Here is a 24676-nt window from a genome sequence, read left to right on the forward strand (position 1 = left end):
GAACCACCATGCAGCCAACAGACAAGGCCGGCGCTCCGGGCCCGCAGCGCGCGGAGCCGGCCGGCACCGTTCGCGATGCGACCATCTCGCTTCTGCGCGCGCTCGGCATGACCACGGTGTTCGGCAATCCCGGCTCGACCGAACTCGCCTTCCTGCATGATTGGCCAGGCGATTTCCGCTATGTGCTTGGCCTGCAGGAGAGCAGCGTCGTCGGGATGGCCGACGGCTATGCCCAGGTCACCGGCACCGCGGCATTCGTCAACCTGCATTCCGCCGCCGGCGTCGGCCATGCGCTCGGCAGCATCTACACGGCCTACCGGAACCAGACGCCGCTCGTCATCACCGCCGGCCAGCAGGCTCGGCCGCTGCTTCCGTTGCGCCCTTTTCTCGGCGCCACCTCGGCGACGGAGTTTCCGAAGCCCTATGTGAAATGGAGCTGCGAGCCCGCGCGCGCCGAGGACGTGCCGCTCGCCATCGCACAGGCCCACGCCATCGCGATGCAGAAGCCCTGCGGCCCGACCTTCGTCTCCATCCCCGCAGACGACTGGCAGGCCCCCTGCCCCCCGGTGCTGCCCCGGCAGACCAGTCGTGACTTCGGCCCCAACCTCGAGCTGCTGCAAGACTTCGCCGCGGCGCTCGACGCCAGCGAGCGGCCAGCCATCGTCGTCGGAGCGGGCGTCGCACGGGACGATGCCTCGGCGCTCGTCGTCACGCTCGCCGAGCGTCTCCAGGCGGCAGTCTGGACCGCACCGGTCGCGAGCCGCGCCTCATTCCCGGAAGACCACCCGCTCTTCAATGGCTTCCTGCCGGCTGCACCCGAACCTCTCGCCAAGCGGCTCGGGCAATACGACCTGGTGCTCGTTCTCGGCGCGCCCGCCTTCACCTTCCATGTCGCCGGCGATCTGGCCGGGTTGCAGTCGGGACCGCCGATCCTCCAGATCACCGACGACGGCGATGCCGCCGCCTCCGCAGCAGCCGGCGCCAGCCTGCTGTCGTCCATGCGCCCTGCGGTCTCCGAGCTGCTGGCGCGGCTGCCACAACGAGAGCGCCTGCCCGCTGGCGCCGGGCGCTCTCCGGCACCGCGGATCACCATCGCCGACCTGATCCCGGCGAGCCTCGTTATGCAGACGATCGCGGATCTGCGTGCCGCTGGCAGCGTGATCGTCGAGGAAGCGCCCTCCCACAAGGAGGCGCTCCAACGCCACCTGCCGATCCACGACAACGGCTTCTACTGCATGGCGAGCGGCGGGCTGGGTTTTGCCTTGCCTGCATCGGTCGGCATCGGGCTCGCCGAGCCGACACGACCGGTGATCTGCATCATCGGCGACGGCTCGGCGATGTACTCCGTCCAGGCCTTGTGGACAGCGGCGCAACACCGGCTGCCGCTCACCGTGGTGGTCCTGAACAATGGCGGCTACGGCGCCATGCGCGCCTTCAGCCAATTGATGAAAAGCCCTGCCCCGCCTGGCATCGACCTGCCCGGGCTGGACTTCCCGGCCCTAGCCACCGGGCATGGCTGCGAGGCGATGCGCGTCGAGCGCGCCGCCGATCTGGCGCCTGCTCTCGCGCAGGCATTCGCCAGCACCTCACCGACACTCGTCGAAGTCGTGGTCGATCGGGCCGTGCCCGGCCTCTACGGGCTCGACTGACAGCGACCGCTGCCACGGCTTGCCACCAACCAATCAGGAAATCGTCCCGTGACACAGCTGCCGCATGCCTTGAACTGGATCGATGGGGAGTGGAGCGATAGCCCCATCAAGGCTTCGAGCGTCGATCCGGCTACCGGAGGAACCATCGGGTCATTCGCGGATGCGACGCTGGGCGATGCAGAGCGTGCCGTGGCCGCGGCGCGAAGGGCCTTTCTGCACAGTCCCTGGCGCGATGACCGGCGCTTGCGCGCCCGCGTCCTCAATGCGATCGCCGACCGTATCGAGGCACGAGCCGACGAGTTGGCGCAGATCCTGGCAACCGAGAACGGCAAGATCCTGCCGGAAGCCCGGTTCGAGGTCGCGACCGTCCCGTCGAAGCTGCGCTATTGCGCTGCCCTGGCGCTCGCCCAGCACGGCCGCGCCTTGGCGGTCCGGCCGAATGCCTATTCGATGGTCTTGCACGAGCCGGTCGGCGTTGCCGGCCTGATCGTGCCGTGGAACAGCCCCGTGGTCCTGCTGATGCGCTCGCTTGGTCCGGCACTCGCCGCCGGCACCACCGTCGTCGCAAAGATGCCCGGCCAGACCGCGCAGGTGAACGCCTTCATCGCGCGCATCCTGTCGGAGATCCCTGAGCTGCCGGCGGGCGTCGTCAACATCTTCTCCGAGAGCGGCATCGCCGGCTCGGCCTTCCTGGTCGAGGCGCCCGACGTTCCGGTGATCAGCTTCACGGGCAGCACCCGGACCGGCCGCGCGATCGCGGCCGCCGGCGCCGCCCGCCTGAAACGCTTCGGCCTGGAGCTCGGCGGCAAGACACCGATGATCGTGTTCGACGATGCCGATATCGAGGCCGCGCTACCCGTGCTCGAAAAGGCCGTCACCGTCTTCGCCGGCCAGTTCTGCATGGCCGGCAGCCGAATCCTGGCGGAACGCGGGATCGCCGACCGGCTGCGGCAGGCCCTTGCGGAGCGGCTCGCCAAAGTCCGGCTCGGCCCGGCCTCCGACCCGGCGAGCGAGATGGGTCCGCTGATCGACCAGCAAAGCGTGGCGCGCATCAACGCCGTGGTGGAAAAGGCACTGGCCGAAGGCGCCCGTGCCATCGTCCGTGGCGGCCCTGCGAACGACCCGGCGCTCGCCGCGGGAGCGTTCTATCGGCCCACGCTGCTCGAGGTTTCCAGCCCGGAGCTGGCGATCGTTCAGGAAGAGGTCTTCGGGCCGGTGGCGACCTTCCAGGTTTTCGAGGGCGAGGCTGCCGCCATCGCCCTCGCCAACAACAGCGATTTCGGCTTGGCAGCCAGCATCTGGAGCCGCAACCCGGATCGGCAGCTTCGCCTCGCCCGCGCGCTCCAGGTCGGCACGGTCTGGATCAATGACTGGGCCGCCATCCACGACGAGTTCGAGGAAGGCGGCTTCAAGCAGAGCGGCCTCGGCCGGTTGAACGGCCTCGCCTCTCTGCACGATTTTCAGGAGGTCAAGCACATCGCTCTGAAGGCAACTGAGCTGCTTCCAGTTTTGTCGTAGCCCGGTCCGCGAGAGGATGGGGCCGTGACGAAGAAGGCGACGAACGCGTCATCGCCTGAGCTCCCGCGAGGCCGTCTTGCGAAGCCGATTCCTATGCGGCCGCCAGGAAGCCCTTCACTGCGTCAAGGAATTCCGCAGGTCGCTCGACATTGAGCATATGAACGCCCGGCATCAGCACCAGCTTGGCGCCGGGAATCGTCGCTGCGATTTCCTCGCTATGGCTCGCCAGGGTCACCTTGTCGTCTATGCCGCCGATCACCAGCGTCGGCGCCTTGATCAGCGCGATCGTCCGGCGCAGATCGTTATCACGCAGAGCGGCGAAACAGCCGGCGAGACCTCGCGGCGGCGTCGCGAGGACCATGGCCCGGAAGGTGTCGACGATCTCGTTCGGACCCGCCAGCATCGAGGCGGGGAACCAGTTGCGCATGAACTGGTCCGCCGTGTCCGACATGTCCTTGACCGCGAGCACCGCCCGGATCTGCGCATCGAAATTGGAGGGCGGTCCGAGATAAGCCGCGGTGTTGGAGAGGATGAGCCGGCCGATCCGATCAGGTGCATGGACGGCGAGCCATTGCCCGACCCAGCCCCCCATCGACAGGCCGCAGAAATGCGCCTGCTTGATCTCTAGTGAATCGAGCAGCTCGATCACATCGCGCCCCAGCCGGTCGATCGAATAGGCACCGGCCGGCGTATCGGACTTGCCGTGGCCGCGAAAATCATAGCGCAGCACGCGGTATGTCTCCGACAGCGTCTGCACCTGCCCGTCCCACATGTGGAGCGAGGTTGCGATCGAATTCGACAGCATCAGGACCGGCCGGTCGGCAGCGCCGGTCAGCTGATAGGCGATGCGGCAGCCGTCGCCGGCGGTGAAATGACGGGTCTCGGTCATCTTGCTCTCATTCCTGGTCTGGTTTGGGTTGGCAGCGTTCCGCGCTGCGCCGGCGCTGGATCCGCCGGCCGACTGGGCTGCGGCCAGACCTGGCGCCATAAGGGCGGAGCCACCTAGCGCGATTGCGCTGCGACGCGTGACGAAACCGGCCATGCCGCATGTCCTTCCGATCGAACGGGAGCCTGTCCGGCCGCCCTGGGGCCGGCGGAATGCGCGCCGGTCGCAGATATCGCTAGGCCATGTCAGTGTCGTAGAATATTACTATGTTCTGACAATCTCTGTCGAAAATGAAGACATTGAGTGATCTGAAGCTTCACGATCTCAGGTGTTTCGACGCCGTCGCCAGCCAAGGCAGCTTTCAGGCCGCGGCGCTCGCCTTGAACCGCTCGCATCCATCCGTGTTCGCGGCCGTCGCCCGCCTCGAACATGTGCTGAAGCTGACCTTGCTCGACCGCAGCGGCTACAGGGTAGCTCTGACCGAGGCGGGGGCGCTGTTTCATGCACGCGCCCGGCTGATGCTGCGCGAGTTCGACCATCTGCACGGCTATGCCGATCAACTGGCGAGCGGCGAGGAAACGATCCTGCGCGTCGTGCTGGGCGATGTCTGTCCGAGGCCCTCCGCCCTGCGCCTGCTCGGCCGGTTCTTCGCCGGCCACAACCGGACGCGCCTCCATCTGGAGTATGAGACTATCAACGGACCGCTCGAGCGCCTGCTGGAGGGCCAGGCCGACCTGATCCTGCATCACGCCGATCCGTCGGATCCGCGTCTCGAGCGGGTCGATCTCTGCGCCGTGGAGTTCGTTCCAGTGGTGGCGCCAGGGTTCCTGTCAGTCGCCTTAGGACCGGCCACCACGCCTGAGCAGATGCGGCCCTACACCCAATGCGTCATCCGCGACACGGCGCGGCAGCCCTCGCCGGACAGCTATTTCCTCGTCGAGGGCTCGCAGCGCTGCTCCGTCCCCGACCACCAGATGAAGAAGGAGCTGATCCTTCACGGACTTGCCTGGGGGCATCTGCCGGCATGGCTCATCCGCGAGGAGCTCAAGGATGGCCGGTTGCTCTCGATCGCTGGCGAACATCTGCCCGGCCGGGTCGAAACCGTGGCGGCCATACGCCGGCGCGATCGGCTCCATGGCCCCGTCGCGGAGGCGCTGTGGCAGCACCTGCGGGCGCGGTCCGCATCGTTCACCGGCGATTTCTAGGACCGTTCATCTGAACGCCATTGCCCGGCGCTTGATACGTGGCCGCTTCTTGCGCTCGCGCAAAGCTTCGTCGAACACGACGCTGGGCCAATAACCGGCTCGAATTGGCCGGCGCACGCTCAGAAGGTTTGACGCGCGACGGCAAGGCTCCAAAATGTCCCGCACCTGCCCACGCCGAGCGCCCCCAGTCACCTCAGGGGCCTCTTTCACGCGCGTGGTCGCGACGTTGAGCGGCTTCGGCGCCGCCGCTCAGGGCGACGCCTGCGCCCGCTGGGTCGCGCGCAGTATCTCCCGCGGCAGCACGCCGGTCTGACGCTCGACCATGCGGTGCACGACCGGCGGCTCGGGCCCGATATGCAGATCCCTGACCCTGTCGCCGATCTCGGCGTCAGCCTGGGTGACGCGCTGGGCCTGGCGAACATATTCGACCCAGGTCGGGCTGTCGTAGCGCTCGATCCAGAGTTCGGCATCGGTCAGGTCGCGCAGCAGCGACCAGTGGCGGGCGCCGTCGCGGCGGCGGATGCGCCGGCGTTCCTCCATTGCCTTCAGGAACTCGACCACGTCCTCCTGCCGGATCCGCCATTCGATGGTGACGAAGACCGGGCCGCTGCGCGGCTCGATATCGACCGCGACCTCGGGCTTTCGCCAGCGGCCGAGCGGATCGAGATTGAGCGCCTCAAGCGGGGGCAGCTGGTACCGCAGCCCGGCGGCCGCGCCGAAGACCAGTGCGACCGCCGCCGCGGTGAGGCCGCCGGCCGGACCGGAATGGAGGGTGACCCAGCCCCAGGCCCAGCTGCCCGCGGCCATGCCGCCGAAGGCCGCCATCTGGTAGAGCGCAAGCGCGCGCCCCACCACCCAGCGCGGCGCCGATAGCTGCACCGTCGAATTGAAGGTCGAGAGCGCCAGCACCCAGCAGGCGCCGCCGACCGCAAGCGCAGGCATGGTGAGCCATAGGGTCGGGCTCAGTGCCACAATCAGGGCCGCAGCCGCATAGGCCAGGAAGGTCAGGCGCACGAGGGTCTCGGTGCTGAAACGACGGCGCAACCGGGCGCTGACGAAGGCTCCGGCGACCGCGCCGGCGCCGAAGGCTCCCAGCAGGATGCCGTATGTCAGCGGGCCGCCGCGCACGAGATCGCGCGCAACCAGCGGCATCAAAGCGAGACCGACGATGCCGCCAAAGCCGAAGAGGGAGGCTCGCAGGATGACGGCGCGGATATTGGGCGACATCGCGACATAGCGCAGACCGGCGCTCATCGCGATCAAGAACGTCTCGCGCGGCAGCACGCGCTCAACGCGCGGCGGCTGCCAGCGCGCCAGCACGACGAGCAGGCCGATATAGCTGAAGGCATTAACGACGAAGGCCGCGACCGCGCCGAAGGCGGCGACAATGGCGCCGCCGATTGCCGGGCCGACGCTACGAGCGATGTTGAAGGCGACGCTGTTCAGCGTCACCGCCGCCGGCACTTCGGGGCGCGGCACCATGTCGCCGACCGAAGACTGCCAGGCCGGGTTGTTGAGCGCGTTGCCACAACCGAGCAGGAAGGTGAAGGTCAGGAGCAGCCAGGGCGAGAGCAGCCCATACCAGGCGAAAACCGCCAGCATGACCGAAACAGCGAGCATGAAGCCCTGCGCCGTCAGCAGGATGCGGCGACGGTCGTAATTGTCCGCGATCGCGCCGGCGGCAAGCGAGAACAGCATCACCGGCAGCGCGGTCGAGGCCTGGACGAGCGCGACCATGTCCGGCGAATTGGAGAGCGAGGTCATCAGCCAGGCCGCGCCCACCATCTGGACCAGGCCACCGAAGTTCGAGGCAAGGCTAGCGATCCAGACCGCACGGAAGATCGGCTGGCGCAACGGCGCAAAAGCCGAATAGCGCCCGTCATCAGGCTTCAGGCCCTCGGCCGCGAGGTCGGCTTCGGCGGTTTCGGCAGTGGTCTGCGTGGCGGGCTCTTGCGGCATGCCACAGTTAGAGCATGCCGGCGGGCGATGGGAAGCGGCACTGCGCCATTGTCCATCATCAGATGATTTGAGACTGCTTTCGGGTTTCAGGAACGGAGGCTGTGGCTCATCTGGGGTTCAGGGGCGGCTTCGGGCCGATGATACGCCCTATATTCCAGGCTGACGCCGATGGGCCGGTTGAGCTTCGACAAGCATGCCGCATCCGAAACCTATATGCTGCGCCCGTCACTCGCCTGATGCGCCACAAGAGGGCGTTGGCATCTTGCCCAGAAGCGGCCCGTCGCCGCGGCAGCGCCGTGATCAATCTTCCCAAATCGATTGGTCGATATTTAACATATTTGCATCAATAAATGCAATATTGCTTCTCAACCATCGCAATGGAAAGGCCATGCTTCAGCGCGACAGGATCGGGCGAATGCGCGCCAGATCCTCGATCGTGTGGAGCAGATGGGCACGCAGTCGGTCGGCAGCTTCGTCCTGATCGCGGCGCGCGAGGCTGTCGAGGATGGCGAGGTGCTCCTCGCATTGCGCGCGGTAACGCTTGCGGTCCAGCATCGACCGGTAGGACAGCAAGCGGCGCACGCGATTGAGCCGCCTGATCGTATCGAGGAAGAACGGGTTGCCGCTCGCTCCGACGATCGTCTCATGGAAGCGCACCCCGCGCTCGTGCAGCGCGTCAGCGGAGTCGGTCTCGATGGCACCCGCGAGCAGCCTCTCCTCGGCATGGCGGCAGATGGCTATCTGCTCGGGCGGAAGGTCGTAGCCCGACTCGAGGAGGGCCGCAGGCTCGAGGACAAGACGGAGCCGGTAGCTCTGCTCCAGGCTTTCCGGCGTGTTCAGGACGGGCAGGAAAGTCCAGCCATAGCCGGCGCGTCGCTCGGCCCAGCCCTCGGAGCTGATGCGCGTCAGCACCATCGTGAGCTTGGCTCGCGTCAACCCGTAGCGCTCGCGCAGCTCGGCTTCTGTGATCTGGTCGGGAAGCACGCCGCCAAGACGATCCTCCGCGATCCGGAAATAGATCGCGTCGCGGCCGTCGGTGCCGGCGAGCCCCAGCTCCTCTGCGCTGGGAGGTTCGCTCTCGCCGACAAAATAGCCGCGGTTGGGCTCATGGCGCAGCACGCCCTTGCCGGCGAGCAGTTGAAGAGCCTGGCCCACCGGGAAACGCGAGACGCCGAGGCGGGTCGCGAGATCCTGTGCGCGCAGATGCGTCCCGGCGGCGAGCCGCAACTCCCGGATCTCTCCGAGCAGCTTCGCCGCCAGCGTCTCTCCGAGGTCCTGTCCGCCCGCCCGTGCCACGATGCGCTCCCTCCGGCCGACGAAGCCGCCGACGAGAGCATCTACCCGAGGCAGGCGGCGATTCGAAGCTTATTTGACGAGTCCGATCGAGCGCAGAACGTCAGCGACGCGGACCTGCTCCTCCTTGAGGAAGGCAGCGAAAGGCTCTCCGGCAAGGTAGTAATCGTCCCAGCCGCGGACCTTCAGTACCTCCGCCCATTCCTTCGACTTGACCATCTTGTCGAAGACGGCGGTGAGCTCCTGCCGTTGCTGAGCCGAGATACCGGGCGCCGCCATGACGGCGCGCCAGTTGACGACCTCGACGTCCATGCCCAGCTCCTTCAGCGTCGGGACATCCGCGCCGTCGAGACGCTTGCCCGAGGACAGGGCGATGGCCCTCAGCTTGCCTGCCTTGATCTGGCTCTCAAACTCGCCATAGCCCGACACGCCGGCCGTCACCCGCCCCCCGAGCATGGCCGCGAGCGCCTCGCCGCCTCCCGAGAAGGCGACATAGTTGAGCTTGCCAGGATCGCTGCCGGCCGCTTTCGTCACGAGCGCGGCGAGGATGTGGTCGGCTCCGCCGGCCGATCCACCGGCCCAGATGAAGCGCGAGGGATCGGCCTTGATGGCTGCGGCCACGTCCTTGATCGTCTTGTGCGGCGAGTTCTCCGGCACGACGATGACCAACGGATCGCCCGTCAGGCGCGCGAGCGGGGTGACCTGGTCGAGGCTGACCGGCGCCTTGTTGGTCAGGATCGCCCCCACCGTGGTGATGCCGTTGACCATCAGCTGGGACGGATCGCCCTTCGATCCGTTGATGAACTGGGCAAGGCCCACGGTGCCGCCCGCGCCCGTGACGTTCTGGACCTGGACGCTCTTGGCGAGGCCAGTGCTGGCCAGGACCTGCTGGATCGAGCGCGCGGCCGTGTCCCAGCCACCGCCTGGTCCGGCCGGGGCTATGATCTTGAGTTCAGCCGGGGCCTGGGCCATGGCCGGAGCGGCGATGAAGACGGTGGCGCAGGCGAGTAGAAGTCGACGATCGATCATGGACTTTCCTCCGTTTGTGGTCTGGTGTGGTCGAGACGCAAGGCGCCGTCAGGCGTGGCGGCGTTCGCTCGCATCGCCTTCACCCGGCGGGTGATCTCCGTGATCGGGCAGGAAGCGCCGCAGGATCAGCGGCAGCATGCCGCCGGCGCGCAGCGTCTCGCATTCGAGTTCCGTCTCGACCGCAAGGTGCATTGGGATCGACAGGCGCTCGCCGCCCGCGCGAGCGAGCGTGACCTGCGTCGCGAGACGCGGCACGAGCAGGCTCTCGGGCACCGCGATCTCGATGCGGTCGCCGGGCCGGAGCGACAGGCCGGCACCTTGCGCGGCATCGTCGAAGGTGAGCGGCAGGATACCCATGCCGATCAGGTTCGAACGGTGGATGCGCTCGAAGCTCGCCGCGAGCACAGCGCGGACGCCGAGAAGGCCGAGGCCCTTCGCCGCCCAGTCGCGCGAGGAGCCCGTGCCATAGCGCTCGCCTGCGACGATCACGATGGCTTCGCCCGCCGCCCGATAGCGCTCCGCGGCGACCCAGAGCGGCAGCACCTCGCAGCTGGCCGCGTGCCGGGTCGACCCCGGCGGGAGGTCGGGTTCCAGCCGGTTGAGCACCGTTCGGTTGGTGAACAGGCCGCGCAGCATGACCTCCCAATTGCCACGCCGCGAGGCGTAGACGTTGAGGTCGCGCGGATTCTCGCCATGCTCGATCAGCCACCGCCCCGCTTGGCTCGCAGCAGGGGTCTGCCCGGCGGGCGAGATATGATCGGTGGTGATGTCGTCGCCGAGAACCAGGATCGGGTGGGCGCTGAACCGGCCGAGGGAGATGGGCGCGTCGGTACGGGCGAAAGGAGGCCGGCGCAGATAGGTCGACGACGGGTCCCACGGGAAACGCGGCGTCGACGGCGCGTCGAGCCCGACCCAGTTCGGATCGGCGGAAGCGTGCGCGAACGCGTCACGGAAGTCGCCGCGATCGAGCCCGGCAGCCAAAGCTGCATCGATCTCCTCGCCCGACGGCCAGAGGTCGGACAGGTGGATTGCAATGTCACCGGCCCGGCCGATCGCGTCGCGTGAGAGGTCGCGCGTCGCGTCTCCTGCGAGGGCATAGGCGACAACGAGCGGCGGCGAGGCGAGGAAGCCGACCTCAACCTGGCCATGGACGCGTCCGGGGAAGTTGCGATTGCCCGAGAGGATCGCGACCGGAAGCGTCTCACCGGCCGAGACTGCCTGCTCCATCACCGGCAGCAGCGGCCCCGAATTGCCGATGCAGGTGGTGCAGCCATAGCCGACGATCCCGAAGCCGAGAGATTCGAGATCGTCGAGGAGGCCGGAGCGGCGCAAGAAACGCTCGGCCGCCGGCGAGCCCGGCGCGAGCGAGGTCTTGACCCAGGGCAGCGGAAGAAGGCCAAGCGCACGGGCCTTGCGCGCCACCAGCCCCGCCGCGACAAGCAGGCGCGGGTCGCTGGTGTTGGTGCAGCTCGTGATCGCGGCGATCGCGACCGGATGGCGTGGCAAACCCGCCGCCAGCGTCGTCGGCTGCGGAAGCGCGGCCAGCGCCGCCGGCACGCCGGAGAGCGGCAGCCGGTCCTGCGGCCGGAAGGGGCCGGCAAGGCTCGTCTCGACCGTCCCGAGATCAAGTGCCACGGTGTCGGTGAAGCGCGGCTCGGCGGCTGGGTCGAACCACAGCCCCTGCGCCTTGGCGTAGGCGTCGACCAGCGCGACGGCCCGCGCGTCACGGCCGGTCTGAGTCAGATAGGCGAGCGTGCGCTCGTCAATGGGGAAGAAGGCCGTCGACGCTCCGAATTCGGGCGTCATGTTCGCGACGACCGCGCGTTCGCCGGCTGACAGGGTCGAGACACCCGGTCCGAAGAACTCGACGAAAGCCCCGGTCACCCTGCGCTCGCGCAGGAGCTGCGTGACGGTGAGCGCCAGATCCGTTGCCAGGACGCCCTCGCGCAACCGGCCGTCCAGGCGCACGCCGATCACATCGGGCAGCCGCATCATCACCGGCATGCCGAACATCACGCTTTCGGCCTCGAGCCCGCCAACGCCCCAGGCCAGCACGCCGATCCCGTTGATCATCGGCGTATGGCTGTCGGTCCCGATCAGCGTGTCGGGCACGGCAACCGTGCGGCCCTCGATCACGGTCGTGCCGACGACCGTCGCGAGCTGCTCGAGGTTGATCGTGTGCATGATGCCGGTACCGGGCGGATTGACCCGCACCCCGAGCATCGCCTGCGTCGCCCATTTGAGGAAGCGGTAGCGCTCGCCGTTGCGGCGATATTCGCGCTCCTTGTTGAGATCGGCCGCGCCCGGCAGAGCCGAGACGTCGACACCCAGCGAATGATCGACGGAGACGTCGACCGGCATGACGGGGCTGAGCGCCTCGGGATCGCCGCCCGCATCGGCGAGCGCGTCGCGCATCCCGGCAATGTCGACCAGCGCCGGCGTGCAGGTGGTGTCGTGCATCAGCACCCGCGAGGGCTGAAAGGCAATCTCCGCGCTGCTCGTCCCAGCCTTCAGCCAGTCGCGGATCGCTGCGATGGCCGCATCGCGCTCTGCCGAGGAGGGCGCGTTTCGGGCGACGTTCTCGGCCAGTATGCGAAAGGTGTGCGGCAGGCGAGCGTACTCAGAACCGACCCCGCTGGCGGCGTCTACCCGGATTGCATTCCCGACTGCAGAGATCGCTGAGAACCGAAGCATGATGGATATTGCATATAGAAGATATAAAATGGAATATGTGGATCGACGTGCAACCTGTTGAGTTCCTGCTCGACGTCATCCCCGACACGGTCGTCGACGCCTTAGCCAAGGGCGACCTCCTGTCGGTGGCGCTGGTCTCGATCCTGTTCGGCTATGTGCTCCCGCATCTCGGCGAGCACACAAGCCCGTCCGCGGCGTCATCGACGCCGGCGCGCATCTCGTCTTCGGCGCGATCCACGTGATCGTGAAGCTCGCCCCGATCGGCGAGCATTCCGCTCCTTGATGTCGAACGTCTCCTCCGCGAGCGCCAGGCATGCGCTATGCACATTCAGCGGGTGTAAGGTCATACCCGCCGTGATTGCCACTCCGGGGAGGCTTGCTCGACATTGCCGTCCGGGACCTGATTCACGATCGCTAGGCTTGGGACTGAAAGTCGATGACCGAGGGACGACAGTCCGATATCCGCATTCTCGTCAGCGGCGGAAGCGGCCGGCTTGCCAGTGTGCTGTCGCTCGTCGGCGGGGATCGTGTACAGGCCCTGTCGCGCGCCGAACTCGACATCTCCGATGCCTTCGCCTTTCAGGCCGCGCTCGCGAGGCTGAAACCGGACGTCGTCATCAATGTGGCGGCGATCGCCAGCCTCGAAGCCTGCGAGCGCACGCCGGAGCGGGCCCAGGCCATCAACGCGCTGGCGCCCGGTCAGATGGCCCGCGCCTGCGCCCAGGCTGGAACGCCGTTCATCCAGATCTCGACGGATTATGTCTTCGGTGCCCCAACGCACCGTCCGTGGCGCGAAAGCGATCCGGTGTCGCCGGTCAACCTGTATGGCGAGCTGAAGGCCGAGGCCGAACGACAGGTCCTCGCCGCCGGCGGGGAGGTCTGCATCGCTCGGGTGGCCTGGCTGTTCGGCGACGGCAAGGACTTCATCGCCCATCTCCTGCGCGGACAGGACGATAGCGTCAGGATCGCCCGCGATCAGATCGGCTCTCCGACGCCGATCGTTCCGCTCGCCGGGCGGCTGCTGGACCTGGCCGAACGCATGGCGGCCAGAGAGCCCATCCCGCGCCTGCTCCATCTCACCGGCTCGCCGGCCGTGTCGCGGGCCGACTGGGTCGCCACGGCCTTCGACGCGCTTCGCCGCGCCGGACGGCGGACACCCGAACTGGTCCCTGTCCCGATGAGCGATCTCGGCTCCTCGGTCGTCCGCCCCCATTACAGCGCCCTCGACTCCGGCCTGGCGGCGGAGCTGTTCGGCGGCGAACTCGATTGGCGCGCCGTGGCCATGCAGGTCGAAACCTTCGCCGAGCGACCGGCGTCGAGCTAGGAGCCCCGATATTCACACCGGGCAGGCGCGCGACGCGTCCGCGATCCGCAGCCATTCGACGCAACCGATCAGGGCGACACGATCGTCGAGCAGGAGATGCGCGTCGAAATCCGCCATGAACGGACCCATCCGACCTTTGGCACGGAAGGCATCGCGAAAAGTGTCGGTACCGACAAGGAGAGGCGCGAGCGCCCGGCAAACGCCGCCATAGAGATAGATGCCGCCATGCGGCAGGAAGGTCAGGGCGAGATCGCCCGCGACCCGCCCGAGCAAGCGCAGGAAAAGATGGGCGGCCGCGACCGCCTGCTCATCGGTTCCCGCGACCGCGGCGCTGGTGATCTCGGCGCTCGTCCTGGCTCGGCACGGCCGACCATCGCGATGGCAGACCCAGGCATGGATCTCGCGCAAGCCATTGCCGGACAAGGCTCGCTCGACCGAGGCGCGGCCCCGGCCTGCCGCCAGCGCGGCCTGGAGCCCGCATTCCTCCTCGCCCTCGATCGCCAGTGTCGTGTGCCCGCATTCGGCGGCCGCGACATGGGGCACCCGTCCGAACGCCGGCCAATGGCAGGCGGCGGCGTTGAAGCCGGTGCCGGCACCCAGGACCATGCGGGTGGCACGCAGTGGCAGCGACACGGCCGATGCGAGAACCGGCTGCGTCTCCAATCGTTCAGGCGCGATGAGCGAATACCCCAGCGCCTCGAAATCGTTCAGGAAGCCGACGGAGGGCGCGCCGGTCAGCGCCTGCAGACCGCTCCGGGCGATCATCCAGTCGCGGTTCGTCAATTGCGCCCCGTCCGGCGTCGGAACCCCGGCCAGCGCGATGCAGCAGGCATCGAGGCGCCGCTGGCCGAGCCGGTCCAGATAGGTCTCGACCACCGCTTCATAGCTGTCGAAATCGCCATTGGCGAAGCTGCCCAGACTTTCCGGGACGAGCTCGCCATCCTCGACGACGCCGAGCCTCGTATTCGTGCCGCCGATATCGGAGACCAGTGCCATCATCGGGGCGCGCTCATTGCGCCGCTGCGCTCGTCGAGCATCTGGCTCGCCATGGCGTTGCTCGCTTCTCTTCGTTCAGGCTCTGACCGGCTCGGCGCGGCCGGAGCGCACCGAGCGATAGGCCGCGTCGATCATCGCGAAGGCATGGCGGCCATCGTCCAGGGTGACGGGCATGGGCCCGCCCTCCTTGAGGGCCTTCACGAACGCCCAGGCGACATGCTCGTGGAAGACGCCGGTCTTGAAATGCGGAACGGTCGGCGACGACGCCCAACGCCCACCACCCTCCTCACGGCGGAACACCCTGAGGAATTCGCTCTCGCGCGTCGGACGCGAGGCGATGTCGACGCCGCCGAGCAGGATCGTGCCCTCGGTGCCGTAGATCTCGATCGAGGTGTCGGCGGCGGCGAACGCCCAGCTCGTCGTGACCTCGGCGATCATCCCGTTCCCGTAGCGGAAGACCGCCGCGGCAGTATCCTCGACCGGCAGGCCGAAGGTGTCGGACGAGCTCGTCGCATAGGCGCTCTCCGGCATCCCGAACAGCCAGTGCAGGAAATCGGCGGCGTGCACGCCTTCGTCGAGCAAGGTGCCGCCGCCCGATTGCGCGGGATCGACGAACCAGCCCTTGCGGAAATTCGGGTCGAAACCGTGGCTGTGTCCGTGCCTGATGCGCACCAGCGTGATGCGGCCGACGACACCCTCGCGCAGCAGATCGGCGATCTCGTGGTTCACCGGGTCGAAGCGCTTCGGGAAGCTCTGCATGAAGCGGATGCCGGTCTCCGCCACGATCGCGGCGATGGCGTCGCACTGCTCCATGGTGGCGCCGAGCGGCTTCTCGCACAGCACCGGCAGCCCCTTCTCCGCAGCGGCGCGGACCAGCGCCGGATGGTTCACGGTTTCCGAGCAGATCGCGACCGCATCACTGCCGGCGAGCAGCGTGGCGAGATCGGCGACGGCTGCGATGCCGTGCTGCCTGGCGAAAGCCTCCAGGCGCGCAGGGTCGGCATCGCAGGCGCCGGCGACGGCGACGCCCTCGCTCGCCAGGAAGGCCTTCGTCCAGAAATTGGCGTGGTAGTGAGCGACCCCCAGGATCGCGATCCGCAGGCTCATCTCGGCTCCATTGGTGCTGTGGGCGCGGTCGGCACACGCTGCCCGGTCCGCGCCGCCTGATAGATCGCCTCGGCAACCTCGACCGAGCGCAGGCCGGCCTCGGCGGTGCCGTCAGCCGGCGCGAGCCCGCGCACGACATCGAGCCAATGGCGGTGATGGGCTTGCCCGAGCGGCACGTCGATGAGCGGCGGCGCGACCCAGGCCTTCTCGCCGGTCAGGTCGGGCGCGAAGAGCGCGGCCGAGCCCCGCTCCGTGCGCAGGAAGACCGTGCCGGCGTCGGTATAGAGCTCGAGCCGGAAACGGTCGCAGCCCGCCCGCTCGGTATAGCTCATCTCATGGCTGGCGATCGCGCCGTCGGCCAGGCCGTAGGTCGCGGCGACGGTGTCCTCCAGCGCGGTGCGGACGGTGCGGCCGTCTGCCAGCCGCCGCTCCGGCCGCGCTGTCCGCGCACGTGCCGCGACATCGCCGATCTCGCCGAAGAGATGGCGGCACAGGTCGATCCCATGCACGCCAAGCTGCATCACGACCCCGCCCGAGACCTCGCCGGGCCGGAAGAACCAGTCGGCCCAGTCGGCGCCGGGCGTGGCGTTGCGCAGTCGCAGCGAATGAACCCTGCCGAGCCTGCCGCTCGCCAGCAGCTCGCGCAGCCAGAGCACTTCGGGAAAGTAGCGGTGCATGAAGCTGACGCTCAGCGGCGCTGAGGCTTTCGCCGCTGCAGCGAGGATCGCGCGGCATTGCGCGCTGTCGAGCGCCATCGGCTTTTGCAGCAGCACCGCCTTGCCGGCGCCAAGCGCATCGATGGCGATACGCTCATGGGTGTTGTCGGGCGAGGCGATGACGACGGCGTCGATCGCGGGATCGTCGAGCACCGTCCGATAGTCGGTCTCGACGCGGGCGATGCCGAGCGCGGCAGCGCGCGTCTCGGCAACCTCGCGCCGCCGCCCGACGAGAGTCGCAATCTGCGCCCCGCCCGCGGCCCGGAGACCGCCGACATGATAGTCGGCGATGAAGCCTGCGCCGATCAGCGCCACGCAGACCTTGTCCGACGGGGAGCGGCTCATGATGCCTCGCGCAAAGACGTCAGTTCAGGAGAGATGAGCGAGGCGGCCTCCAGGAGAAAGCCGCCCCGTCCGGCGATCAGGGCTTCCATCGGCCCTCGATCGCGACCAGAGCCGGATCCACCGCCTTCAGCGGAGCGGTATAGGTGTAGGTCAGCGCGTCGATGGGCTGGCCCGGGATGCGGTTGGTCGCCTTCAGGAAGCCGACGATCGCCGCCATGTCGTCGACATAGGCCTGATCCACTTTCGAGTTGAAGCTGTAGTCGGCGAGCAGCGCCTCGTTCATCTCGGCCGGCTGCTTCTGGACATCCGAGAAGATCTTGATCACCTCCGCCTTGTTGGCGGGGTCGGCGACATAGGCCTGCGCCTTGAGTAGCACCTTGACCAGGGCGTTCGCCGCATTCGGGTTCTTGCGCACCCAGTCCTGCGAGGCGACCCAGATCGTGCGGTTGTTGGAGACGGGCGCGGCTTCGCCCTTGTTCTTGGCGAAATAGCTGGTCGTGCCGCTATGGACGATCCTGGCGCCCTGCTCCTTGACGGCGCGGTACGGGAACGGCTCCCAGAACACCATGCCCTGGATCTCGTTGCTGGCCATCGCCGCCATCGCTTCCGGCGGAGCGAGGTTGACGGTCTTGATCTTGCTCGCATCCAGCCCGTAGCGCTTGGCGACATTGTCGAGCAGCGCGCCGGAGGTCGAACTCACCAAAAGGCCGAGCTTGACCTTGTAGAGATCCTCCGGGTTCTCGACGCCGGCATCCTTGCGGACGACGATCTTCTCCAGCCCGTGGCTGACGGCATTGGTGCCGAGGATGACCACCGGCACGCCGTTATGCGCCATCGAGACCGGCGGCAGATTGCCGGGCGTCCAGAGCTGGACCTGGTCGGCGAGCAGCGCTTCGCCGGCGAGGTTGCCCGAGGCGAAGGTCTTGAACTCGACGGTCTTGAAGCCGGCCTCGGCGAACCAGCCCTTCTCCTTCGCGACGATGTGGACGAGGAAGGGCAGGTCCGGGCCGATGCTGATCGAGAGCTTGTCGGTCTCGAGCTTCTGCGCCGCCGCCGGCAGCAGGCCGGCCAGCGTCAGCAGCCCGGCCAGCGCCGCGCTGCGCAAATGCGTCGAAAATGCCGTCATTCGAACCTCCCCTTTTTGGTTTTCGGATAGTCGCCTCTAGCTGCCGTGCCAGCGGCCGACCCAATGCCGGATCGCCACGCCGATGGCCGCGTCGGTCAGGAGATTGAGGGCGCCGATCAGCAGGATGCCGACGATGATGACGCCGACCGAGCCGCCGGCATTGCGCTCGGCGATGATCATGTAGCCGAGGCCCCTGTCGGCTGCGATCAGCTCGGCGGCGACGAGCACGCCGAAGCTCAGGCCCCAGCCGATGCGCAGCCCCGTCGCCAGATCGGGCGCGGCGGCAGGGATCGCGACGCGCAAGAGCAGCGGCACGCCCGAGAGGCCCATGGTCTGGCCGGCGCGCAGCAGCATCGGATCGACGCCGCGCATGCCCTGATAGGCGGCGGTGACGACCGGGAAGAAGGCGCCGAGGAAGATGATGAAGAACTTCGAGGGCTCGCCGAGGCCGAACCAGATGATCGCCAGCGGAATCCAGGCCAGCGGCGGGATCGGCCGCAGCAGCTCGACCAGCGGGCTTACGATCAGTCCGAAGCGGCGATACCAGCCGGCGGGGATGCCGACCACGACGCCGGCGAGCGCTCCGAGGGCAAAGCCGGAGAAGACCCGGGCCAGGCTCCAGGACAGGTTCTCGCCGAGTTGCTGCGCCGTCAGGCGCTCGGTGGCGGCAGCGATGGCGAGCGACGGGCTCGGGAACACCGCCGGGTCGATCAGACCCGTGCGCACCGAGGTTTCCCAGAGCAGGATCACAGCCAGCGTGCCGATGACGCCGAGCGCAAGATCGTTGCTGCGAAGGGTGCCCGCGCTCATCGCCGCACCTGATCGAGATTGCCGGCCCAGGGCATGAGGATGCGTTCGAGCCCGGCGAGCCCGCTGGAGATCAGGAAGCCGAGCAGTCCGATCACCAGCATGCCGACGATGGTGATCTCGCTGCGATAGAAGGTGCGCGCCTCCATGATCAGGGCGCCCAGCCCCTGGATCGTGCCGATCATCTCGGCGCCGACGATAACCATGAAGCCGACGCCGAGCGCCATGCGGGCGCCGGCGAAGATGCGCGGCAACGCCGCCGGCAGCACGACCTCGCGATAGAGTTCCGGGCCCTGCATCCCGAAGGAGCGCGCCGCCCGAACCAGCACAGGGTCGACATAGCGGACGCCAGCGATCACGTTCGACAGCATCGTCCAGAAGCAGCCATAGCCGATCAGCACGACCTTGGTCAGCTCGCCCGCCCCGAACCAGACGATGACGAGCGGCAGCAGGCTCAGCGTCGCGACCGAGCGGCAGAACACGATGAGTGGGGCGCTCAGCTTGTCGAGCACCGGCAGGGCGCCGATCAGCAGGCCGAGCGGCACGGCGAGCAGGATGGCTGCGACATAGCCTTGCAGCACGCGCCAGATCGTCACGCCGGCATGGGTCCAGAGCGAGACGCCGGTGGGAAAGCCGGTGAGCGACAATTCGACGAAGCCGCGGGCGATCTTGCTCGGCGGCGGAAACTGATAGGCCTTGAGCAGGCCGTAGCCGACGGCGAGCTCCCAGGCCGCGAGCAGCACGGCGATGACCGCGAGCGAGCTGGCGGCGCGGGCGAGCCGGGCGTTCATGACGACAACTCGCTCCAGATCTCGTCGTAGAGCGCGTTGAAACCCGGCTCGGTGCGCGAACGCGGTCGCGGCATCGGCACCTCGAAGATCCGCTGGATCCGGCCGGGATTGGGCGCAAGCAGCACGATCCGGTCCGACAGCATCAGGGCTTCGTCGATCGAATGGGTGACGAAGACGACGGTCTTGCGCCGCGCCTGCCAGATGCGCAGCAACTCCTGCTGCAATTCGATGCGGGTCAGCTCGTCGAGGGCGCCAAAGGGCTCGTCCATCAGCAGGATCTGCGGATCGAGCGCGAGCGCACGGGCGATCGACACGCGCTGCTGCATGCCGCCCGACATCTCGCGCGGATATTTGTTCGCCGCCGCCTCCAGCCCGACGAGGCGCAGCAATTCGACGCTGCGCTCGCGGCGCTCCTCGCGCGGCAGGCCGGCCTTGCGGAAGCCGAAGGAGACATTGCCGAGGGCGGTGAGCCAGGGGAACAGCGCGTGCTGCTGGAAGACGACGCCCTGGCCCTGGCCGGGGCCGGTCACCGGCCGCTCGCCGATCGCGATCCGGCCGGAGGTCGCGGCGTCGAGGCCGGCGATAATGTTGAGCAGCGTGGTCTTGCCGCAGCCGCTGCGGCCGATCAGGGAGACGAACTCGTTCTCGGCGATGTCGAGGTCGATGCTGTCGAGGACCGTGAGCTCACCGCCCTGGCGCGCGGCGAACGCCTTGTGCACGGCCTCGATCCGAATGAACGGCGACCGGGCCGGATGGACCCTCTGGGGCGTCGCGTCCGGCTCGCGCATCGAAACATTGCCGGCGCAGCTCATCGGCACTCCTCCCCCGGCCTTTAAAGCCGGCCTTGAGGTCAGGCTAGTGCAAGAGAACAAATTGTAAAGTGCAATTTGTATTTCAGTGCATATAATGCCGTTAGCGAGTCGAAGCCGGTATCTCCGGTTGCAGCGCGCTGGTGGCGATTGTATGCGGCGAACACGCTTCGGCGCCGTGGCATCGGGAGGCTGTCGAGAGGGACCCATGCGCAACGGCTCGGCGAACATCGTCCTGCGGACGCTCCACGAGATGATCGAGCGGCTCGATGATGGCGCGCGCCTGCCCACGGTGCGCGACCTGATGAAGAAGCATCAGGTCAGCCAGGCGACCGTCCAGGAAGCGCTTGATCATTTGAAGGGCGAAGGCCTGTTGGTATCGCAGGTCGGGCGCGGCACCTATGTCACCCGCGGCGGCGCAGTGCGCGCCGGCGAGAGCGGCCGCGAAACCGGGCTCGACAGCCTTCTGATCCTGTCGAACGCCAGCATGAACGAGCGCTGCGCTTTGGTGCAGAACTACATCGTCGAGGAGATGTCGCGGCAGGACGCCAAGGTGGTGCAGATCTCCTATCACCATACCGATCACCTGCTCGAAATCCTCAATTCGATCCCGAATTTCGACGCGGTCGTGCTGCAGTCGCATTACGAGAGCATCCCGATCCGCCTGCTGCATCTGCTGCAGCAGAAGGCGAAGGCGCTGGTCGTCGACGGCCATACCGTCTCCGGCGTCGACATCGACCGCATCGGCACGGATTGGGAGGACGCGCTGGAAATGGCGCTGCGCCAGCTCGTCGATCTCGGCCACCGCTCCTTCGGTCTGGTCTCGATCAACACCATGGCCCAGCCGATCCTGGCGGCGCGCCGCGCCTTCGGCCGCCATGCGGCGATCGAGCGAGGCCGCTTCAGCTTTCATCCGCCGATTGTGCTCGAACGGGTCCAGCACCCCAGCCACAGCGTGCTCGATGCTGTCGCCGATACGTTGCAGCCGCTCCTGTCCGACGATGGCCGACTGCCGTTCACGGCGCTGCTGACGCTCGGCATCTCGGATACGCTGGGCGTCACCCAAGGTCTGCAAAGGCTCGGCATCGACTGGCCGAACGATCTCAGCGTCGTCGTGCTCGGTCACCGCGACGTGCCGAGCGAACATCTCGGGGTCATGACCATCGCGGGCAGCTCACAGCGGAAGGCGGCCGAGAAGCTGGTGGAAACGATTCGCCGCCGGATCGAGCAGCCGCAGCTCTCGCCACAGATCATCTACCTGCATTGCGACCAGGTCGTGCGCGGCAGCACGGCGCAGCCGAAGCGGCCCTGACGAGATCGCGTCAGAGGTACATTGCAATATATATTAGACCACGCTAGCGTGCCCGCCAGAAAGACCAATAAGCGGGTGGGAATGGCATGCTTGGCGAGCGCCTTCCGGAAAGGCTGTCACCCTTGGCCTCGAAGGCGGGGGTCAGGCCGTTTTACGGCGACCTGCACAATCACTGCGGCATCTCATACGGCCATGGCAGCCTCGAACAGGCGCTGAAGCGGGCCCGCCGGCAGCTCGATTTCGTCTCGGTCACCGGCCATGCCTACTGGCCCGACATGCCGGTCGACGATGCCAGCGTCGCCCATATCGTCGACTTCCACGTCAAGGGCTTCGCCCGGCTGGACAGGCTCTGGCCGGGGCACTTCGCCACGCTCGCGGCAGCGGACGAGCCCGGCCGCTTCACCGTCTTCCCCGGCTACGAGATCCATTCCTTCGCCCACGGCGACTACACGATCGTCTATCGCGATCTGACGCCGCGCCCGATCCTCAAGGCGGACAGCCCGGCGGAGCTGAAGCCGATGCTGCAGGCCGAGGCCGGCGCGGGCGCCTTCGCCTTTCCGCACCATATCGGCTACCGGCTCGGGGCGCGCGGCATCAATTGGGCCTCGTTCGATCCGGAGCTGTCGCCGGTACTGGAGATCGTCTCCATGCATGGCTGCTCCGAGACCTCGATCATGGACCGGCCTTTCCTGCATTCGATGGGGCCGAGCGACGGCCATTCGACCGTGCGGCACGGCCTCGATCTCGGCCATCGCTTCGGCTTCCTCGGGAATACCGACCATCACAGCGGCTATCCCGGCTCCTACGGCCATGGCCGCTCCGTGGTCTATGCCGGCAGCAATGATCGCGGCGCGCTCTGGGACGCGATCATGCAGCGCCGCACCGGCGCCCTGACCGGCGACAACGCGCATCTCTTCTTCACGCTCGGCGGGGCGATGCCGGGCGGCGAGGTCGAGGCCGGCGCAGACCCCGATCTCCGCCTTGAAGCCGTCGCGCCCGGGCATATCGACTATATCGACGTCATCCGGAACGGCGCGCTGGTGCGGCGCGTTGTGCCCGAGGTCGAGGCATCCCCGATCGATGGCGACCGCGCCGGGCTGGAGACCATCGTCGTCCTGGAACTGGGCTGGGGCGCGCGTGGCAGGCAGCACCGCTGGAGCGGATCGTTGCGGGTCGAGGGCGGCGAATTCCTCTCGGTCGAGCCGCGCCTGCGCGGCAACGAGGTCGTCTCGCCACTCGAAGGCGATGCCGACGGGCAGGACGAGGACGAGATCTTGCTCGACGGGAATCGGATCGGCTTCTCGATCACCGCCTCGTCGAACCCGAACAACATGACGCCGGCGATGCAGGCGATCGCGGCGCGCGTGCGGCTGCGCAGCGATGCCCGCTTCGTGCTCGACGCCAATGGCCAGCGTTTCGAGGCGACGCCGGAGCGCCTGCTCGGCGGGGCGCTGGCGGCCAATCTCGGCCCGATCGACAGCCCGGCCTTCAGGCTCTTCCCCCTGCCGCGTCCGCATCAATGGCAATGGCAAGGCAAGATCGCGCTCGAACCGCTGCGATCCGGCGACTGGGTCTATGTTCGGATGCGCCAGGCCAACGGCCAGTGGGCCTGGGCCAGCCCAATCTTTTGCCGATAAGGGCGCAGGACTGACGGAAGACCGTTAAGCTGACGGCAGACTAGCGTGGACCGGTTTCGCAGGGAGGATGACATGAGCTTCGACTTTCGCATGCCGCGACGCGATCTCCTGAAGGGGGTGGGCGCCGCCGGCCTCGGCGCCGCGCTCGGCACCGGCGGCATCCGGCCGCTCTACGCCAAGGGTCTCGCACCCATCACCATCGTGGTGAACCAGTCGCCCTGGTTCGCCAGCTTCCGCCGCACGGTCGAGGCCTATGAGGCGGCGACCGGCAACAAGGTCGAGCTCGACGTCAATCCCTTCGCGGGATCGCTGGAGAAGCAGCGGAACTCGGTCCGTGCCCAGCGCGGCCAGTACGACATCCTGATCATGAACTCCGGCTGGTTCACCGAGATGTATGCCGGTGGCTTCCTCGATGCGATCACCGACATCGACCCCGGCTTCAAGCTCGATCCAGAGATCTACACGCTCGGCGACACCATCTATTACAACGCCCAGAAGAAGACGGTGACGGCCGACGGCAAGCTGATGTCGCTGCCGGTCTCGCCGCTGATCCCGCTGCTCTATTACCGCGGCGACCTCTACAAGCAGGCCGGGCTGTCGGCGCCGAAGACCTTCGCCGAGCTCGAGGCGAATTCGGCCAAGTTCCACAAACCGCCGGGCATGTACGGCATCGTCCAGCGCGGCGCGCGCGGGCCCCATACCGTCGCCTACGACTTCTACCCCTACCTCTACGGTTTCGGCGGCGGCATCTTCAAGGACCAGTCGGCCGGCGACTATTCGGTGACGCTGAACTCGCCCGAAGGGCGCGCGGCGCTCGACTACTACATCCGGCTGGCGCGCACCGTCGGCCACCCCAAGACGGCCGCCTCCGACCAGGCAGAGGTGATCCAGGCGATGGTGACCGGCCATGCCGCGCACATCATGATGGTGATCGCCGCCTGGTCGCAGATGGACGATCCCAACAAGTCGGCCGTGGTCGACAAAATCGAATTCGCGCCGCCGCCCTCGCAGCCGGGATTGCCGACCGCTCCGGGCCTGGGACACTGGCTCGCCGGCATCTCGCGCAACGTGCCCGACGACCGCAAGCGCGCGGCGGTCGAGTTCCTGCGCTGGTTCCAGACCAAGGACGCCCAGATGGAGACGGCGAAGGCCGGCGGCATTCCGGTGCACGCCGCCGTCTACAAGGATCCGATCGCCGATGAGCGCAAATACCGCTGGATGAAGCCCCTGGCCGAGGCGCTGCCGCACGCGGTCAACATCTACCAGTTCCCCGAGGCCAACGATGTCATCGCCGTGCTCGAGATCGGGCTCAACCGGGCCGTGGCCGGCGAGATCACCAGCATCGATGCCCTCAACGGCATGTCCGCCGAGATCCACAAGATCATGGAGAAGTATTCCTACAAGACCGGCGGGCTCCAGCCGCTGAAGTGACGCTAGAGCACGCTCCGATCAGCTTGCATCGCAAGCTGATCG

The 24676-nt window shown here is 67.6% G+C and carries 20 protein-coding genes; 8 read left to right on the forward strand and 12 right to left on the reverse strand.

Annotation, left to right across the window (positions count from 1 at the left end):
* Positions 1 to 8: 8 nt before the first annotated feature.
* The gene (mdlC, locus tag GV161_RS03890) at positions 9 to 1649 is read left to right on the forward strand and encodes a benzoylformate decarboxylase (RefSeq protein ID WP_152011763.1); all 1641 of its coding nucleotides are present in this window, start codon (positions 9 to 11) and stop codon (positions 1647 to 1649) included.
* 48 nt (positions 1650 to 1697) lie between these two features.
* A complete protein-coding gene (locus GV161_RS03895) occupies positions 1698 to 3167 on the forward strand; it encodes an aldehyde dehydrogenase family protein (RefSeq protein ID WP_152011762.1) in 1470 nt (489 codons plus the stop codon).
* 91 nt (positions 3168 to 3258) lie between these two features.
* On the opposite strand, the gene GV161_RS03900 is transcribed toward GV161_RS03895, so the two are convergent.
* The gene (locus tag GV161_RS03900) at positions 3259 to 4056 is read right to left on the reverse strand and encodes an alpha/beta fold hydrolase (RefSeq protein ID WP_152011761.1); all 798 of its coding nucleotides are present in this window, start codon (positions 4054 to 4056) and stop codon (positions 3259 to 3261) included.
* Positions 4057 to 4352: 296 nt separating this feature from the next.
* Here GV161_RS03900 and GV161_RS03905 point away from each other — a divergent pair, with 296 nt between their 5' ends.
* Positions 4353 to 5258 (forward strand): LysR family transcriptional regulator, encoded by a 906-nt coding sequence (locus GV161_RS03905; RefSeq protein ID WP_152012433.1) that lies wholly within the window; start codon positions 4353 to 4355, stop codon positions 5256 to 5258.
* 249 nt (positions 5259 to 5507) lie between these two features.
* Here the strand turns inward: GV161_RS03905 and GV161_RS03910 are convergent, their stop codons facing one another.
* The 4 genes from GV161_RS03910 to acnA all read right to left on the reverse strand — a co-directional run bounded on the left by GV161_RS03910 (position 5508) and on the right by acnA (position 12233).
* Positions 5508 to 7217, reverse strand: coding sequence for an MFS transporter (locus GV161_RS03910; RefSeq protein ID WP_152011760.1), 1710 nt, complete (start codon positions 7215 to 7217; stop codon positions 5508 to 5510).
* Between the two features lie 393 nt (positions 7218 to 7610).
* Positions 7611 to 8513 carry a GntR family transcriptional regulator gene (locus GV161_RS03915; protein ID WP_152011759.1) on the reverse strand — a complete coding sequence of 301 codons (903 nt, stop codon included), beginning with the start codon at positions 8511 to 8513 and terminating at the stop codon, positions 7611 to 7613.
* A gap of 69 nt (positions 8514 to 8582) precedes the next feature.
* Positions 8583 to 9539: a tripartite tricarboxylate transporter substrate binding protein gene (locus tag GV161_RS03920; RefSeq protein ID WP_152011758.1), complete on the reverse strand. Its 957-nt coding sequence runs from the start codon at positions 9537 to 9539 to the stop codon at positions 8583 to 8585.
* A gap of 48 nt (positions 9540 to 9587) precedes the next feature.
* Positions 9588 to 12233, reverse strand: coding sequence for an aconitate hydratase AcnA (gene acnA, locus GV161_RS03925; protein ID WP_152011757.1), 2646 nt, complete (start codon positions 12231 to 12233; stop codon positions 9588 to 9590).
* Positions 12234 to 12268: 35 nt separating this feature from the next.
* Between acnA and GV161_RS03930 the strand changes: the two genes are divergently transcribed.
* Together GV161_RS03930 and GV161_RS03935 are read left to right on the forward strand one after the other, a co-directional pair.
* A complete protein-coding gene (locus GV161_RS03930; protein ID WP_152011756.1) occupies positions 12269 to 12475 on the forward strand; it encodes a hypothetical protein in 207 nt (68 codons plus the stop codon).
* A gap of 194 nt (positions 12476 to 12669) precedes the next feature.
* Positions 12670 to 13557 carry a sugar nucleotide-binding protein gene (locus GV161_RS03935; RefSeq protein WP_152011755.1) on the forward strand — a complete coding sequence of 296 codons (888 nt, stop codon included), beginning with the start codon at positions 12670 to 12672 and terminating at the stop codon, positions 13555 to 13557.
* Positions 13558 to 13569: 12 nt separating this feature from the next.
* Here GV161_RS03935 and GV161_RS03940 read toward each other — a convergent pair whose 3' ends face one another.
* The 7 genes from GV161_RS03940 to GV161_RS03970 all read right to left on the reverse strand — a co-directional run bounded on the left by GV161_RS03940 (position 13570) and on the right by GV161_RS03970 (position 20257).
* A complete protein-coding gene (locus GV161_RS03940) occupies positions 13570 to 14556 on the reverse strand; it encodes a glucokinase (RefSeq protein ID WP_152011754.1) in 987 nt (328 codons plus the stop codon).
* A 72-nt stretch (positions 14557 to 14628) separates the two neighbouring features.
* Positions 14629 to 15660: a Gfo/Idh/MocA family oxidoreductase gene (locus tag GV161_RS03945; RefSeq protein ID WP_152011753.1), complete on the reverse strand. Its 1032-nt coding sequence runs from the start codon at positions 15658 to 15660 to the stop codon at positions 14629 to 14631.
* A complete protein-coding gene (locus tag GV161_RS03950; protein WP_152011752.1) occupies positions 15657 to 16721 on the reverse strand; it encodes a Gfo/Idh/MocA family oxidoreductase in 1065 nt (354 codons plus the stop codon). Before GV161_RS03950 ends, GV161_RS03945 begins: the two co-directional genes overlap by 4 nt.
* 76 nt (positions 16722 to 16797) lie before the next feature.
* Complete coding sequence (locus GV161_RS03955; protein ID WP_152011751.1) at positions 16798 to 17847, reverse strand: ABC transporter substrate-binding protein; 1050 nt, start codon at positions 17845 to 17847, stop codon at positions 16798 to 16800.
* Positions 17848 to 17883: 36 nt separating this feature from the next.
* Complete coding sequence (locus tag GV161_RS03960; protein WP_152011750.1) at positions 17884 to 18657, reverse strand: ABC transporter permease; 774 nt, start codon at positions 18655 to 18657, stop codon at positions 17884 to 17886.
* Positions 18654 to 19445: an ABC transporter permease gene (locus GV161_RS03965; RefSeq protein ID WP_152011749.1), complete on the reverse strand. Its 792-nt coding sequence runs from the start codon at positions 19443 to 19445 to the stop codon at positions 18654 to 18656. The genes GV161_RS03960 and GV161_RS03965 overlap by 4 nt, the downstream gene beginning before the upstream one ends.
* The gene (locus GV161_RS03970) at positions 19442 to 20257 is read right to left on the reverse strand and encodes an ABC transporter ATP-binding protein (protein WP_244623842.1); all 816 of its coding nucleotides are present in this window, start codon (positions 20255 to 20257) and stop codon (positions 19442 to 19444) included. Before GV161_RS03970 ends, GV161_RS03965 begins: the two co-directional genes overlap by 4 nt.
* A gap of 205 nt (positions 20258 to 20462) precedes the next feature.
* Between GV161_RS03970 and GV161_RS03975 the strand changes: the two genes are divergently transcribed.
* From GV161_RS03975 to GV161_RS03985, 3 genes are all read left to right on the forward strand, one after another.
* The gene (locus tag GV161_RS03975) at positions 20463 to 21566 is read left to right on the forward strand and encodes a GntR family transcriptional regulator (protein WP_159650130.1); all 1104 of its coding nucleotides are present in this window, start codon (positions 20463 to 20465) and stop codon (positions 21564 to 21566) included.
* Positions 21567 to 21688: 122 nt separating this feature from the next.
* Positions 21689 to 23203 carry a hypothetical protein gene (locus tag GV161_RS03980; protein WP_244623841.1) on the forward strand — a complete coding sequence of 505 codons (1515 nt, stop codon included), beginning with the start codon at positions 21689 to 21691 and terminating at the stop codon, positions 23201 to 23203.
* 72 nt (positions 23204 to 23275) lie between these two features.
* Positions 23276 to 24634, forward strand: coding sequence for an extracellular solute-binding protein (locus GV161_RS03985; protein ID WP_152011746.1), 1359 nt, complete (start codon positions 23276 to 23278; stop codon positions 24632 to 24634).
* Positions 24635 to 24676: the final 42 nt, after the last annotated feature.

Source organism: Bosea sp. 29B (assembly GCF_902506165.1).
Taxonomy (GTDB): Bacteria; Pseudomonadota; Alphaproteobacteria; order Rhizobiales; family Beijerinckiaceae; genus Allobosea.